The sequence below is a fragment of the Pseudomonas sp. GW456-E7 genome (assembly GCF_059424105.1).
Map to the genome: position 1 here is coordinate 70,037 of NZ_JBWKZB010000004.1, position 14,546 is coordinate 84,582.

The 14,546-nt window shown below is 61.5% G+C and carries 12 protein-coding genes and 1 pseudogene; 6 read left to right on the forward strand and 7 right to left on the reverse strand.

Going from position 1 to position 14,546, the window contains the following annotated elements:
* Positions 1 to 240 precede the first annotated feature (240 nt).
* From AC07YV_RS04530 to gcvH, 4 genes are all read left to right on the forward strand, one after another.
* The gene (locus AC07YV_RS04530) at positions 241 to 1,245 is read left to right on the forward strand and encodes an extracellular solute-binding protein (RefSeq protein WP_102699640.1); all 1,005 of its coding nucleotides are present in this window, start codon (positions 241 to 243) and stop codon (positions 1,243 to 1,245) included.
* Between the two features lie 138 nt (positions 1,246 to 1,383).
* Positions 1,384 to 3,000 carry an ABC transporter permease gene (locus tag AC07YV_RS04535; RefSeq protein WP_102699639.1) on the forward strand — a complete coding sequence of 539 codons (1,617 nt, stop codon included), beginning with the start codon at positions 1,384 to 1,386 and terminating at the stop codon, positions 2,998 to 3,000.
* Between the two features lie 156 nt (positions 3,001 to 3,156).
* Positions 3,157 to 4,239 carry a glycine cleavage system aminomethyltransferase GcvT gene (gcvT, locus tag AC07YV_RS04540; protein ID WP_102699638.1) on the forward strand — a complete coding sequence of 361 codons (1,083 nt, stop codon included), beginning with the start codon at positions 3,157 to 3,159 and terminating at the stop codon, positions 4,237 to 4,239.
* 49 nt (positions 4,240 to 4,288) lie between these two features.
* Positions 4,289 to 4,672: a glycine cleavage system protein GcvH gene (gene gcvH, locus AC07YV_RS04545; protein ID WP_102699637.1), complete on the forward strand. Its 384-nt coding sequence runs from the start codon at positions 4,289 to 4,291 to the stop codon at positions 4,670 to 4,672.
* 103 nt (positions 4,673 to 4,775) lie between these two features.
* Here gcvH and AC07YV_RS04550 read toward each other — a convergent pair.
* A pseudogene (locus tag AC07YV_RS04550) lies at positions 4,776 to 5,165 on the reverse strand (DegT/DnrJ/EryC1/StrS family aminotransferase); the annotation flags it as partial.
* A 113-nt stretch (positions 5,166 to 5,278) separates the two neighbouring features.
* Here AC07YV_RS04550 and gcvP point away from each other — a divergent pair.
* Positions 5,279 to 8,152 (forward strand): aminomethyl-transferring glycine dehydrogenase, encoded by a 2,874-nt coding sequence (gene gcvP / locus AC07YV_RS04555; RefSeq protein WP_102699636.1) that lies wholly within the window; start codon positions 5,279 to 5,281, stop codon positions 8,150 to 8,152.
* Between the two features lie 194 nt (positions 8,153 to 8,346).
* Here gcvP and AC07YV_RS04560 read toward each other — a convergent pair whose 3' ends face one another.
* The 5 genes from AC07YV_RS04560 to AC07YV_RS04580 form a co-directional block, all read right to left on the reverse strand.
* Complete coding sequence (locus tag AC07YV_RS04560) at positions 8,347 to 8,664, reverse strand: DUF2388 domain-containing protein (protein WP_007978921.1); 318 nt, start codon at positions 8,662 to 8,664, stop codon at positions 8,347 to 8,349.
* A gap of 68 nt (positions 8,665 to 8,732) precedes the next feature.
* Positions 8,733 to 9,182, reverse strand: coding sequence for an NfeD family protein (locus tag AC07YV_RS04565; RefSeq protein ID WP_102699635.1), 450 nt, complete (start codon positions 9,180 to 9,182; stop codon positions 8,733 to 8,735).
* An 8-nt stretch (positions 9,183 to 9,190) separates the two neighbouring features.
* Positions 9,191 to 10,111, reverse strand: coding sequence for an SPFH domain-containing protein (locus tag AC07YV_RS04570; RefSeq protein ID WP_102699634.1), 921 nt, complete (start codon positions 10,109 to 10,111; stop codon positions 9,191 to 9,193).
* An 84-nt stretch (positions 10,112 to 10,195) separates the two neighbouring features.
* Positions 10,196 to 11,980, reverse strand: coding sequence for a type IV pilus assembly ATPase TfpB (gene tfpB / locus AC07YV_RS04575; RefSeq protein ID WP_102699633.1), 1,785 nt, complete (start codon positions 11,978 to 11,980; stop codon positions 10,196 to 10,198).
* 90 nt (positions 11,981 to 12,070) lie between these two features.
* Positions 12,071 to 12,409: an ACT-like domain-containing protein gene (locus AC07YV_RS04580; protein WP_102699632.1), complete on the reverse strand. Its 339-nt coding sequence runs from the start codon at positions 12,407 to 12,409 to the stop codon at positions 12,071 to 12,073.
* 126 nt (positions 12,410 to 12,535) lie between these two features.
* Here AC07YV_RS04580 and AC07YV_RS04585 point away from each other — a divergent pair, with 126 nt between their 5' ends.
* The gene (locus AC07YV_RS04585; RefSeq protein WP_102699631.1) at positions 12,536 to 13,000 is read left to right on the forward strand and encodes an Lrp/AsnC family transcriptional regulator; all 465 of its coding nucleotides are present in this window, start codon (positions 12,536 to 12,538) and stop codon (positions 12,998 to 13,000) included.
* Positions 13,001 to 13,105: 105 nt separating this feature from the next.
* On the opposite strand, the gene AC07YV_RS04590 is transcribed toward AC07YV_RS04585, so the two are convergent.
* Entirely contained in the window at positions 13,106 to 14,473 is a 1,368-nt protein-coding gene (locus tag AC07YV_RS04590) for a CYTH domain-containing protein (protein WP_102669321.1), read from the reverse strand.
* Positions 14,474 to 14,546 lie beyond the last annotated feature (73 nt).

The window sequence follows — 14,546 nt, forward strand, 5'->3', positions numbered from 1 at the left end:
CATCGAGGCTACTGGCCTCTTCGCGGGCAAGCCCGCTCCCACAGTGACCGGTGTGAAACATCAAATTTGTGTACACCAAAAAACCTGTGGGAGCGGGCTTGCCCGCGAAGGCGACAGCACAAGCACCACGAATTCCAGGCGGCGCAACATCTGGTAACTCCTCCGCGAACAGCTTCGATTGAGAAGCTAAATGTGAGTCCTTATCATTTGACCTCATTTTTCAATCGAGAGACCGCTCCCATGTTGGCACCGAAGCGTCTACTGACTGCACTGGCCCTGACCCTGATCGGCAGCACCGCCGCCCAGGCCGCTGACGAGGTGGTGGTCTACTCCTCGCGTATCGACGAGTTGATCAAGCCAGTATTCGATGCCTACACCGCCAAGACCGGCGTGAAGGTGAAGTTCATCACCGACAAGGAAGCGCCGCTGATGCAGCGGCTCAAGGCCGAGGGCGCGAATACGCCGGCCGACCTGCTGCTGACCGTCGATGCCGGCAACCTCTGGCAAGCCGAGCAGATGGGCATCCTCCAGCCGTTCACCTCGAAAACCATCGACGCCAACATTCCGCTGCAGTACCGGGCCGCCTCCCATGCCTGGACCGGCTTGAGCCTGCGGGCGCGGACCATTGCCTATTCCACTGACCGCGTGAAGCCGGGCGAACTGACCACCTACGAAGCACTGGCCGACAAGCAATGGGAAGGCCGCCTGTGCCTGCGTACGGCGAAGAAGGTCTACAACCAGTCCCTGACCGCGACCATGATCGAAGTGCACGGCGCCGAGAAGACCGAGGAAATCCTCAAGGGCTGGGTCAAGAACCTGTCCACTGACGTATTTTCCGACGACACCGCCGTGCTCGAAGCGATCAATGCCGGCCAGTGCGATGTCGGCATCGTCAACACCTACTACTACGGCCGTCTGCACAAGCAGAAGCCGGAACTGCCGGTGAAGCTGTTCTGGCCGAACCAGGCCGACCGTGGCGTACACATCAACCTGTCGGGTATCGGCCTGACACAACACGCGCCACACCCGGAAGCGGCCAAGGCCCTGGTGGAGTGGATGACCACCCCTGAAGCGCAGAAGATCTTTGCCGACGTGAACCAGGAGTTCCCGGCGAACCCGGCCGTGCAGCCATCGGCTGAAGTCGCCGCATGGGGCAAGTTCATCGCTGATACCTTGCCTGTGGAAATTGCCGGCAAGCGCCAGGCTGAGGCGATTCGCCTGATGGACAAGGCTGGCTGGAACTGAGCCTGCTGGTTTAAAGAGCAAAAGATCGCAGCCTTCGGCAGCTCCTACAGGGTGATCACCAACCTGTAGGAGCTGCCGAAGGCTGCGATCTTTTCGCGTTTCACGTACATTTCGTTGATTTATCCAGAGAGCTTTTCCTTGGCCCACCCCGCCCAACGCCGCTGGTATCCCGTCGTCTTCGCCATCGCTGCGCTGGTCCTGTTGCCCCTGAGCGTCCTGCTGCTTTCCTGGCAAACCATCGATCAACAGATCTGGTCCCATCTATGGGATACACAGATGCCGCGCTTGCTGGGCAATACCCTGACCCTGGTGCTAGGTGTCGGTGTCGGCGTGACAGTCCTGGGGGTCAGCCTTGCCTGGCTGACCAGCCTTTGCGAATTCCCCGGCCGGCGCTGGCTGGACTGGGCATTGATGCTGCCCTTCGCGATTCCGGCCTATGTGCTGGCCTTCGTCTTCGTCGGCCTGCTGGATTTTGCCGGGCCCGTGCAGACGCTGCTGCGCGAATGGTTCGGCAGCGGTCTGCGGCTGCCGCGCGTGCGCTCCACGGGCGGGGTGATTGTGGTGCTGGTGCTGGTTTTCTATCCCTATGTGTATCTGCTGGCCCGCACGGCCTTTCTCGCCCAGGGCAAAGGCCTGATGGAAGCGGCGCGGGTCCTGGGTCAATCGCCCTGGCAAGCGTTCTGGCGCGTGGCATTGCCCATGGCGCGACCGGCCATCGGTGCGGGCGTGGCATTGGCGCTGATGGAAACCCTGGCGGATTTCGGCGCCGTGTCGGTGTTCAACTTCGATACCTTCACCACGGCCATCTACAAGACCTGGTACGGTTTTTTCAGCCTGTCTTCCGCCGCGCAACTGGCCAGCTTGTTGCTGCTGGTGGTGATGCTCGTGCTCTACGGCGAGCGGCGTGCCCGCGGGGCCAACCGGGCGGGCAACGAGCGGCCACGGGTCAAGGCGCTGTATCACCTGCGGGGCTTCAAGGCGCTGGCGGCTTCGACCTGGTGCGGCCTGGTGTTTGCCTGCGCTTTCGTTATCCCGATGCTGCAATTGGCGGTGTGGTTCTGGCAGCGCGGACGCTTCGATCTCGACGAGCGCTACACCGGGTTGATCGTCCATACCTTGTACCTGGGGGCGATGGCGGCGTTGATCACCGTCAGCGTCGCCTTGTTGCTGGCGTTTGCCCGACGCCTGGCGCCCACCCGGGTCATTCGTTCCGGGGTCAGTCTGGCCAACCTGGGTTACGCCTTGCCGGGTTCGGTGCTGGCGGTGTCGATCATGCTGGCGTTCAGTTACCTGGATCGCGAGCTGGTGATCCCGCTCTCGAGCTGGCTCGGTGGCGCGGGCAAGCCGCTGCTGCTGGGCAGTCTGTCAGCATTGTTGCTAGCCTATCTGGTGCGCTTCATTGCGGTGGCCTACGGGCCACTGGAAAGCAGCCTGGCGCGTATACGGCCATCTTTGCCCGAAGCGGCACGTAGTCTTGGCGTCAGTGGGCCGCGACTGTTTTTCAAAGTGTATCTACCGTTGTTGTTGCCCGGCACCTTGAGCGCGGCGCTGCTGGTGTTCGTCGACGTGCTCAAGGAAATGCCCGCGACCCTGCTGATGCGCCCGTTTGGCTGGGACACGCTGGCGGTGCGGATCTTTGAAATGACCAGCGAAGGAGAATGGGCGAGGGCATCTTTGCCAGCGTTGACCCTGGTGCTGGTCGGGTTGCTGCCGGTCATCGGATTGATCCGGCGCTCAGCGCATCGAAACAGCTAGGTGTCAGTCCTACACCTTGCGGCTACAATGCGCGGCATTCGGTGCGGTCCGTCTGACAGACCAGGTAGCTGAAATCGGCTAAAGGCCTTTTGTTTCAAGGCATTCAGTCCGTGCAGCACTTGCCCGCACCTTCGCCACGCCCGGAAGGAGAAACCCATGGGACAGCGTACGCCTCTGTATGACCTTCATCTCGCGCTCGGCGCAAAGATGGTCGATTTTGGCGGTTGGGACATGCCTCTGCATTATGGATCGCAGGTCGAGGAACACCATCAGGTGCGCCGCGATTGCGGTGTCTTCGATGTATCCCACATGACCGTTATCGACGTCGGCGGCTCCCAGGCCAAGGCCTGGCTTCAGCATTTGCTGGCCAATGATGTCGAACGCCTGCACAGCCCCGGCCGTGCGTTGTACAGCACCATGCTTAATGAGCGAGGCGGCATCGTCGACGACATGATCGTCTACCGTCTCGACGAGGGCTATCGCCTGGTGGTCAACGCCTCCACCCGCGATCAGGACATGGCCTGGATGCAAGCGCATCTCGACGGTTTCGACGTGCAGCTTCGCGAGCGTTCCGAGTTGGCGATGCTGGCCATCCAGGGCCCTCACGCCCGGCAAAAAATTGCCGAGCTGGTCAACCAGTCCCGCGGCAACCTGATCCAGCTCCTCAAGCCCTTCGAAGGCCTGCCCGATGGTGACTGGTTCATCGCGCGCACCGGTTATACCGGCGAAGACGGCCTGGAAATCATTCTGCCGGCGAATCAGGCGCCCGGGTTCTTCAATGATCTGGTCGGTGCCGGGATTTCTCCCATCGGTCTTGGCGCGCGGGATACCTTGCGGGTCGAAGCCGGCATGAACCTTTACGGTCAGGACATCCAGCAGGATGTTTCACCCCTGGCCTCCAATATGGCCTGGACCATCGCCTGGGAACCTGCCACCCGGCAGTTCATCGGGCGCAAGGCCCTGGAAGCCGAGCAAGCTGCTGGTGTACAGCACAAACTGGTCGGTCTGGTCCTTGAGGAACGCGGTGTTTTACGCGCTCATCAGGTCGTGCGCATCGCTGATGTTGGCGAAGGGGAGATCACCAGTGGTAGTTTCTCTCCTACGCTTAGCAAGTCGATAGCACTGGCGCGCGTGCCAATGGCAACTGCCGACCGCGCTGAAGTGGAAATTCGTGGCAAGTGGTACCCGGTCCGGGTGGTCAAACCGACCTTCGTACGCCACGGCAAAACCTTGATCTAATCTTTTCCAGCGGTTAACGACCGCTGACAATTTCCTGAGGACACAGAACATGAGCAATATCCCTGCCGACCTGCGTTTTGCCGAAAGTCACGAATGGGCACGTCTGGAAGCCGATGGCACCGTCACCGTGGGCATCAGCGATCACGCGCAGGAAGCGCTGGGTGATGTGGTGTTCGTCGAACTGACCGAAGTTGGCAACGTGTTTGCCGCTGAAGATCAGGCGGGTGTCGTTGAATCGGTTAAAGCCGCTTCCGATATCTACTCCCCGATTGCCGGTGAAGTGATCGCGGTCAACGAAGCGCTGAGTGCTGAGCCTGAGCTGCTCAACTCCGATCCGTATGGCGCGTGGATCTTCAAGCTCAAGCCAAGCAACACCGCCGATCTGGAAAAACTGCTGGATGCCGCCGGCTACAAGGCCGCCATCGGCGAGTAATGCTCGCCCCTGTAGGAGCTGCCGCAGGCTGCGATCTTTTGATGTTGTTTTTAAAATCAAAGTCAAAAGATCGCAGCCTGCGGCAGCTCCTACAAAGGCCGAGTCAAGACCGCAAGACGGCTTTCACCGCCGCCACCGAACGCTCGACATCGGCTTTGCTCATCACGGTGAACATCGGCAGCGAGACAATCAGCCGGCCGACCCGCTCGGCGACCGGGAACATGCCCTTCTTGAAACCGCGCTCGCGGTAAAGGCTCAACAGGTGAATCGGCGGGTAGTGATAGCCGATCCCGACACCCAAAGCCTGCATCTGCTCCATGAAAGTCGCCCGTGCCTGGGCCGCATCCTCGACGATTCGCAGGTTGTGCTTCTTCGCCAGTGCGTACAGACGCGTCATGTCCACGGGCAATCCGGCGAGTTACACCGCAATGGCCTTGGTGCGCGGAGTGATCGCCGCTTCCAGTTGATCCAGATCGATATTGTGCGTCACCGGGGTGGCGGAGCCGGTTTGACTGACGACGCCACGCCATCCACGCGGAGATCGACTGCTATGCTGGTTTGACCGTGTTGCATCGACGCTGAGCGCCAGTCAAGAGAGAGCCCGTCATGTCCCAGTTGCCGTCCCTGAGCCAGTTACACGACCCCAATGCCTTTCTGCGCCGCCACCTAGGACCCGATGCCGCCGAGCAACAGGCGATGCTCGACAGCCTTGGCCTGGGCAGCCGGGTCGAGTTGATCGAGCAAACCGTGCCGCCGGGCATCCGCCTCAACCGGGCGTTGGACCTGCCCCCGGCGCTCGATGAGGAGGCTGCGCTGGCCAAGCTGCGTGGTTATGCCGAGCAGAACCAGGTCTGGACCAGCCTGATCGGCATGGGCTACCACGGTACCCTCACACCGGCGGTCATTCTGCGTAACGTGCTGGAAAATCCCGGCTGGTACACCGCGTACACACCCTATCAACCGGAGATCGCCCAAGGGCGGCTCGAAGCGCTGCTGAACTTCCAGCAATTGACCATCGACCTGACCGGCCTGGAACTGGCCAACGCCTCGCTGCTGGATGAGGCCACTGCCGCGGCGGAAGCCATGGCCCTGGCCAAGCGGGTCGCCAAGTCCAAAAGCAATCTGTTCTTTGTCGACGAAAACTGCCACCCGCAAACCATTTCCGTGGTGCAGACCCGCGCCGAAGGTTTCGGCTTCGAGCTGATCGTCGATGCTGTGGATAACTTGAAGCAGCACCAGGTGTTCGGTGCGCTGCTGCAATACCCTGACACCCACGGCGAGATCCACGACCTGCGGCCACTGATCGATCACCTGCACGCGCAACAGGCCCTGGCCTGTGTCGCCACGGATTTGCTGAGTCTGTTGTTGCTGACCCCGCCGGGTGAACTGGGCGCCGATGTGGTGTTCGGCTCGTCCCAGCGATTTGGCGTGCCCATGGGCTACGGCGGGCCGCATGCGGCATTTTTTGCCAGCCGCGATGAGTACAAACGGGCGATTCCCGGGCGGATCATCGGTGTTTCCAAAGATGCGCGGGGCAACACCGCCCTGCGCATGGCCCTGCAAACCCGCGAACAACACATCCGCCGGGAGAAGGCCAACTCCAACATCTGCACGGCCCAGGTGCTGCTGGCCAATATCGCCAGTTTCTATGCGGTCTACCACGGCCCGGAAGGGCTCAAGCGGATCGCCCAGCGGGTTCACCGGCTGACCTGCATCCTGGCCGCCGGGCTTGAGCGCAAGGGTATCACCCGGGTCAACCGGCACTTCTTCGACACCCTGACGCTGGAAGTCGGCGGCACCCAGACCGCGATCATCGAAAGTGCCCGGGCCGCGCAGATCAACCTGCGCATTCTCGGGCGCGGCCAACTGGGCTTGAGCCTCGACGAGGTCTGCGACGAAACCACCGTGGAGAGGCTGTTCGACGTGTTTCTGGGGGCCGATCACGGGCTCAGTATCGAGGACCTGGATGCCGAAGTCCTGCCTGGCGGAATTCCCCAAGGGTTGCTGCGAACTTCACCTTATCTGCGTCATCCGGTGTTCAGCGCCCATCACAGCGAAACCGAGATGCTGCGCTACCTCAAGCAACTGGAAAACAAGGACCTGGCGCTCAATCAATCGATGATCCCGCTGGGCTCCTGCACCATGAAACTCAACGCCACCAGCGAGATGATCCCGATCACCTGGCCGCAGTTCGCCAACCTGCACCCGTTCGTGCCGAAAGAGCAGGTCGTCGGGTACGGGCTGATGATCGAGGAACTGGAGCGCTGGTTGTGCGCGATCACCGGTTTCGATGCCATCTGCATGCAGCCCAACTCCGGTGCCCAAGGCGAATACGCCGGGCTGCTGGCGATCCGCAAATACCATGAGAGCCGACAACAGGGCGGCCGCGATATCTGCCTGATTCCTTCGTCGGCGCACGGCACCAATCCCGCGTCGGCGCAAATGGCCGGGATGCGCGTGGTGATCGTCGAGTGTGACGAGGCGGGCAATGTCGACCTGGATGACCTCAAGGAAAAAGCCGCACAGGCCGCCGACAAACTCGCCTGCCTGATGGCGACCTATCCTTCGACTCATGGTGTGTATGAGGAAGGCATCAGTGAAATTTGCGAGGTGATCCACCATCACGGCGGTCAGGTGTACATGGATGGCGCCAACCTAAACGCCCAGGTCGGGCTGGCGCGGCCGGCGGATATTGGCGCCGATGTCTCGCACATGAACCTGCACAAGACCTTCTGCATTCCCCATGGTGGCGGCGGTCCGGGCATGGGGCCGATTGGTGTTCGGGCACATCTGGCGCCGTTCGTGGCCAACCATCCGGTGGTGCCGATCGACGGGCCGCAGCCGCAAAATGGCGCCGTCAGCGCGGCGCCCTGGGGCAGCGCAAGCATTCTGCCGATCAGCTGGATGTACATCGCCATGATGGGGCCGCAACTGGCGGACGCCAGCGAAGTGGCGATCCTGGCTGCGAATTACCTGGCGCGGCATTTGTCCGGTGCCTTTCCGGTGCTCTACACCGGGCGTAATGAACGGGTAGCCCACGAATGCATCCTCGACCTGCGACCGCTCAAGACGTTGACCGGCATCACCGAAGAGGACGTCGCCAAGCGCCTGATGGACTACGGCTTCCATGCTCCGACCATGTCGTTCCCGGTGCCGGGGACGCTGATGGTCGAACCGACCGAAAGTGAATCGAAGGCGGAGCTGGACAGGTTTATCGGCGCAATGCTGAGCATCCGCGCGGAAATCAACGAGGTGCAGAACGGTAATTGGCCGGCGGAAGAAAACCCGTTGAAAGGTGCGCCGCATACGTTGGCCGATATCACCGGCGTATGGGCGCGGCCGTACAGCATCGAGCAAGCCGTCACGCCGGACGCGCATACCAAGGCTCACAAATACTGGCCGGTGGTGAACCGGGTGGACAATGTGTATGGGGACCGGAACCTGTTTTGCGCGTGTGTGCCGGTGGATGACTACCGCTGACATTTCAGGCTGCACATAACCCCTGTGGGAGCGGGCTTGCTCGCGAAGCCGGTGTGTCAATCAGCATAAATGTGGCTGACACGACGCCTTCGCGAGCAAGCCCGCTCCCACAGGGAAGCTCGGTGAACGTGGGATTTGTGTTCGCCGGGCAAAAAAATGCCGCTCATGTGAGCGGCATTTTTCATTCGCAACGCTTATTCCGAAGCCACGGCATTCTTCGCCAGGATCGCATTCGCCAACTCCATGTCCGTGGCTTGCAGGCCCGGGTTGTCGGCGCGGACTTTCTGCATGGCCGCTTCCAGGTACGGACCGCGGATGCTGCCGTCGCTGGCGACGAAGCTGCTGGCATCGTCCTGGGCCGCGACGACCAGTTTGTGATCCTTGGATGTCAGATAGCTCGAACCGGTGGTTGCACCGGACGTAAGAACGTTACGCCAAAAAGTATCGGCCATCGCCGAACCGACAGGCAGGGACAACAGCGCGACGGTAGCGACAGCAAGTTTGAAACGCATGACAGGGTGACTCCACTGGGTTGACTACGCGGTTGGATTGCCAACCCCCAATCGAGTTCCGTGGCTGCCTATTCCGCCGCTTCGACCAACAGGATCGCGCCTTGCTGGCCGACCACCCGCACGCGGCTGCCAATGGCAACGTCCGGCCCGCGGGCCATCCACACGCCATCGGCCACCTTGATTTTGCCGCGACCGTCGACAATTGCTTCATGCACCACGAACGTCTTGCCGATCAGCTCCTGACCACGCAGGTTCAGGTGCGGCTGATCGCTCAGGCGAGTCGCCGTGTGCTGACGCCGCCACCAGTACAAGGCGGTGGCGATCGACAGCAGGCCGAACAACAGAAATTGCCATTCCCACGACAGACCCGGCAGGAAGAAGGTCAAGACGCCCACGGCAGCCGCTGCCATACCGATCCACAGCAGGTAGCCGCCGGCACCGAACACTTCAAGAATCAACAGCACCGTGCCCAGCGCCAACCAGTCCCAGAATGAAAGATGCTGCAAAAATGCCCACATGGCGCGCCTCAGGCTTTCTTGTTATCGAAAGTGGCTTTGACGATTTCGCCAATGCCGCCCACCGCGCCGATCATCGAACTGGCCTCCAGCGGCATCAGGATCACTTTGCTGTTGTTGGCCGAAGCCAACATGCCCAGCGCGTCGATGTACTTCTGCGCCACGAAGTAGTTGACCGCTTGCACGTTACCGCTGGCGATCGCTTCGGACACCACCTTGGTGGCCTGGGCTTCTGCCGCGGCTTGCCGCTCCCGGGCTTCGGACTCCAGGAAGGCGGCCTGCCGGCTGCCTTCGGCTTCGAGGATCTGCGCCTGCTTCTTGCCTTCGGCGGTCAGGATCGCTGCGGCACGCAGGCCTTCGGCTTCGAGGATCTGTGCACGCTTGATCCGCTCGGCTTTCATCTGCCCACTCATCGCCGCCATCAGGTCGGCGGGTGGGCTGATGTCCTTGATCTCGATCCGGGTGATCTTGATGCCCCACGGCGCGGTCGCTTCATCGACGGTGCGCAGCAGTTTTTCGTTGATGCCGTCCCGCTGGCTGAGCATGGCGTCGAGCTCCATCGAGCCGAGCACCGTGCGGATGTTGGTTTGCAACAGGTTGCGGATGGCGTGCTCGAGGTTGTTCACCTCGTAGGCTGCCTGGGCCGTGTTGACCACCTGGAAGAAGCACACGGCGTCGATTTGCACCGTGGCGTTGTCGGCGGTGATGACTTCCTGCGGCGGAATATCCAGCACGCTTTCCATCACATTCATCTTGCGCCCGATGCGGTCCATCACCGGAACGATCACGTTCAGCCCCGGCTTGAGCGTGTTGGTGTAGCGCCCGAAACGCTCGACGGTCCATTCAAAACCCTGGGGCACGACCTTGAAGCCCATGAACAGAATGGCGACCACCAGGCCGACAAAAAGCAAAAGCACACTACCGATCTGCATAACGATTCCTTGTTGATGTGTGGATCTGTGGAGTAGCAATCGTTGGAGTGTAGCGGTGCCGATGGCGGATAAGAACAGCCGGGTTCAGTTCTGCTCGCTCTGGGGCGTCACGCGCAGAACCTCCTCGATGGTTGTCAGCCCGGCGGCGACCTTTTGCGCCCCCGACAGCCGCAGGCTGCGCATGCCTTCCTTGAATGCCTGGCGCCGCACGGCCAGCAGATCGGTATCGGGACTGATCAACGCCTTGATGCCATCGCTGAGTTGCATGATTTCGTAGACCCCGGCACGGCCGCGATAACCGGTGTCGCGACACTCCACGCAACCGACGGCACGCTGGGCATTGCCTGGCAGCGGGGCCTGCCAGGGGCGGGTCAGGGTTTGCCAGTCATCTTCGCCCAGCACCAGCGGCGCCTTGCAGTGCGGGCACAGGGTTCGCACCAGTCGCTGGGCCATGACGCCAAGCACCGTGGCCTTGATCAGGTAATGCGGCACGCCGAGTTCCAGCAGGCGGCTGATGGCGCCGGGCGCATCGTTGGTGTGCAGGGTCGACAGCACCAGGTGCCCGGTGAGCGCCGCCTGGATCGCCATCTCCGCAGTTTCGAGGTCGCGGATCTCGCCGATCATGATGATGTCCGGGTCTTGTCGCATCAGCGCACGCACGCCGGCGGCGAAAGTCAGGTCGATGTTGTGCTGGACCTGCATCTGGTTGAAGGCCGGCTCGACCATTTCAATCGGATCTTCGATGGTGCAGAGGTTGACCTCCGGCGTCGCCAGTTTTTTCAGGGTGGTGTAGAGGGTGGTGGTCTTGCCCGACCCCGTCGGCCCGGTGACGAGGATGATGCCGTGGGGCTGGCGGGTCATGTCCTGCCAGCGGCGCAGGTCGTCGGTGGAGAAACCGAGTTGGTCGAAGTCCTTGAGCAGGACGTCCGGGTCGAAGATCCGCATGACCATTTTTTCGCCGAAGGCGGTGGGCAGTGTCGACAAACGCAGTTCAACTTCGCCGCCGTCCGGGGTCTTGGTTTTCACACGGCCGTCCTGGGGTTTGCGTTTCTCCGCGACGTTCATGCGCCCCAGGGTTTTCAGGCGACTGACGATGGCCATGGTGACCTGGGGCGGGAACTGGTAGACGTTGTGCAGCACGCCGTCGATGCGAAAGCGCACCGTGCCTTGCTCGCGACGGGGCTCGATGTGGATGTCGCTGGCGCGTTGCTGGAACGCGTACTGGAACAGCCAGTCGACGATGTTGACGATGTGGGCATCGTTGGCGTCCGGCTCCTGGTCGCTGGCGCCGAGGTTGAGCAACTGTTCGAAATTGCCGAGGGTGCTGACGTGCGGGTCGGCGCTGTTGGCCCCGGTGACCGATTTGGCCAGACGGAAAAATTCGACGCTGAAGCGCTGGATGTCCACCGGGTTGGCCACCACGCGCTTGATCGGCAATTTGAGCACGTGGGTCAGGTCAGCCTCCCAGCCGCTGACATAAGGCTGGGCGCTGGCCACGGTCACTGCATCACGGTCGATCGCTACCGCGAGGATCTTGTGACGCTGGGCGAAGGCATAGGACATCAGCGGGGTCACGGCCGCGACGTTGATTTTCAACGGATCGATGCGCAGATAAGGCTGCCCGGCCTGCCGGGAAAGCCACAGGGTCAGGCTTTCCAGGTCCAGCAGTTTGCCGGGGCGGCTGAGGTCGCCCAACTGTTGGCTGGCGATGAACTCCAGCGGATGCATTTGGCCGTGGGTGGCGTTGCGGCGGCGGGCATTGAGCGCGTGTTCGGCCGAATCCTGGCTGATAAAGCCCTGCGCGACCAGTTCGCGCAGCACATCATTGAGATCCAGCCAGCGGTCCTGAAAGGCGAGTTGTACGGACATGCGGGCTCCTTTTGAACGACAGTGCGCAAAGGATAGCCGTGGCCCGGCTGACCGCTGGGCCACTACCCGACGAAGCCGTTTCGGCGTTTTTCAGCCCGCCGCCTGTACCGTTTCGGCCCAGGCGGAGTCAGCTTCCTGCAGCTCTACCGAGCAGACGCAGATCAGGTTACGAAGTTTTTCCGCGATCACTTGCGCGCGGTGCCAGCTCAAACCGTCGATGACGATCTCGATGGTCAGCCAGTCGTCCTGGCGCTGCACGTTGACCTGTTCCGGCGTGAGCAATTGCAAGGCGAACAGATTGAGGGCGCGACACAGCAGGTCCGGTTCGGCCTCGGCCAGCATTTGATAGTGAGCCCGGCAATGGGCATTGCTGACGTTCCAGACATCGGCGCGGGCAGGTGGGGTGTTCACGGCTTCGAGATACGGCATGGTCAGGCTCCAGAATTACTGGAGAAATATTTACATCCTGTGCCGGGTATTTCTTCTCTATGATTGGCCCAATGGCAGGAATGCAGACTTAATCAATTCACATATACAGAAATTAAAGGTTTTTTTATGCAGAGCGAGCTGGACAGCTACGACCGCAAGATCCTCGCCTTGCTGCAAGAGGACGCTTCGCTCTCCAGCGCGCAGATCGCCGAGCAGGTGGGGCTCTCGCAATCGCCTTGCTGGCGGCGGATCCAGCGGATGAAGGAGGAGGGCATCATTCGCGGCCAGGTGACCTTGCTCGACCGCAAGAAAATCGGCCTGAACACGCAGATCTTCGCGGAGGTGAAACTCAATGCCCACGGGCGTTCGAACTTCACCGAATTCACCGAGGCGATTCGCGGCTTTCCGGAGGTGCTGGAGTGTTACGTGCTGATGGGGTCGGTGGATTTTCTGCTGCGGATTGTCACGGCGGACATCGAGGCGTACGAGCGCTTCTTCTTCGAGAAGCTGTCGATGGTGCCGGGGATTCAGGAGGTCAACTCGATCGTGGCGTTGTCGGAGATCAAGTCGACTACCAGTTTGCCGGTCTGAATTTTGTGGTGAGTCTGCTGGCCTCATCGCGAGCAAGCTCGCTCCCACAGGGGAAATGCGTACACCACAACCCTTGTGGGAGCGAGCTTGCTCGCGATGACGGTATTACAGACGCAGCAGCATCTTCCAGGCACGGTTCTGATACACCGCAATCGCCTGCTGCTTGCGCGCATCCAGGACTTCGTCGGTGATCGATTCGTTGGCCAGTTGCGCCAGTTTGTTCAGCTCGCCGTACAGGCGATCCATTTCCGGGATCTCCAGCACGTTACGCGCATGGTGCAGCCAGACCTGGATGCGTTCGATGCGCGGCAGTTGCTCGGCCAGGTCTTCCGGTTGTTGCTGATAGCGTTGCAATTGCAGCGAGTTGGCTTCTTCGCCCAGCAGGCGTGGCAACCAGCTGCCCAGTTGCGCAGCGCCCTGGCGATTGCCACGGGTGTTGCGGTCGGCGGCCCAGGTGCGGGCCAGCAGCCAGCGTGAGGTGGTCAGGGAGAACAGGCCCCAGCGCGGGTCTTCGAGTTCTTCAAGGAACTGCTCGGGCGCGGCTTTGCGCACGTCTTCATCGTCCAGGCCGGCCTGGACCAGCGGACGCCAGTCTTCCAGCAAGGCATCAAGGGCGATGCGCAGATCGTGAGTGGACTGACGGGGTGCGGCTTGACCCAGGCTGCTGATCAGCGCGCGCATTTCGGCCAGGCACTCGACCCAGTCCTGCAACAGGCGCCAGTGACCGTTGAAGCGATACTGCTCGGCCAGGCGCTGGCTGCTGCCGAGCAAGTGCCAGCTCAGCGCGGCGAACGCGTCGTCCAGCGGCGTTTCGGCCGTGATCTGCGGCGCCGGCAGGCTCAACGAATAGCTGTGGGCGTCGTACAGGCGATAACCGCGCTCGGCCTTGCTGATATCGCATGGCATCAGCGCCAGTTTCTCGGCCAGCTCGGCGGCCAGCTCCAGCAATGCGGCCGGCTCGCCTTCGCGCAGCTCCAGCTCCAGCTCGCAGATTTCTTCTTTCTGCTTGCCGACCACTACGTGGCCAAGGTCCAGGGCGGCTTCGATGACCACCTTGGTCTTGCCGCGGCCCCAGGCGATTTCCGCGCGTTCGCGGACGAAGTCGGTGGTGAAGATCGGCTTCAGGGTCTTCTTGTCGAGCTCGGCCAGTTCCTCGGGCCAGCATTCGCCGTCGAGTTTCTTCAGGTCGAGCTTGGCTTTGGGCAGGTTCCAGTCGTACTCGTTACGCACCGACAGGCCGGCGACGCTCTGGCCGCGGGTCTTGAGGGTCTGGATCACTTCTTCGCCATCCTTGCGCAGGCGCAGGGCGACTTTGGCCTGGGCCAGATCGCGCTCTGGGGTGTCGAAGTACTGATTCATCAACTCACGGCGTTCCCAGCCACTTTTGTTGCGTTTTTTCAGTAAGGGGTGCTCGCGCAGGGCGGCGAGGGTTTCGCGGCTGACGCGGAGTTTGATTTCGGTTTCTTTCTGCATGGCCGGAAAATCCAGGATCGGGAGCGCAGCCGGGGGAATGTGTGGCTGCCAAGGTCGTGCAGTGTACAGGACT

Excerpts from the sequence above, each read along its gene's own strand:
- AC07YV_RS04565 (WP_102699635.1), bottom strand. The coding sequence starts at position 9,182 with ATGTGGGCATTTTTGCAGCATCTTTCATTCTGGGACTGGTTGGCGCTG.
- AC07YV_RS04585 (WP_102699631.1), top strand. The coding sequence starts at position 12,536 with ATGCAGAGCGAGCTGGACAGCTACGACCGCAAGATCCTCGCCTTGCTG.
- gcvT (WP_102699638.1), top strand. The coding sequence starts at position 3,157 with ATGGGACAGCGTACGCCTCTGTATGACCTTCATCTCGCGCTCGGCGCA.
- gcvP (WP_102699636.1), top strand. The coding sequence starts at position 5,279 with ATGTCCCAGTTGCCGTCCCTGAGCCAGTTACACGACCCCAATGCCTTT.
- gcvH (WP_102699637.1), top strand. The coding sequence starts at position 4,289 with ATGAGCAATATCCCTGCCGACCTGCGTTTTGCCGAAAGTCACGAATGG.
- AC07YV_RS04570 (WP_102699634.1), bottom strand. The coding sequence starts at position 10,111 with ATGCAGATCGGTAGTGTGCTTTTGCTTTTTGTCGGCCTGGTGGTCGCC.
- AC07YV_RS04590 (WP_102669321.1), bottom strand. The coding sequence starts at position 14,473 with ATGCAGAAAGAAACCGAAATCAAACTCCGCGTCAGCCGCGAAACCCTC.
- AC07YV_RS04560 (WP_007978921.1), bottom strand. The coding sequence starts at position 8,664 with ATGCGTTTCAAACTTGCTGTCGCTACCGTCGCGCTGTTGTCCCTGCCT.
- AC07YV_RS04530 (WP_102699640.1), top strand. The coding sequence starts at position 241 with ATGTTGGCACCGAAGCGTCTACTGACTGCACTGGCCCTGACCCTGATC.
- AC07YV_RS04580 (WP_102699632.1), bottom strand. The coding sequence starts at position 12,409 with ATGCCGTATCTCGAAGCCGTGAACACCCCACCTGCCCGCGCCGATGTC.
- tfpB (WP_102699633.1), bottom strand. The coding sequence starts at position 11,980 with ATGTCCGTACAACTCGCCTTTCAGGACCGCTGGCTGGATCTCAATGAT.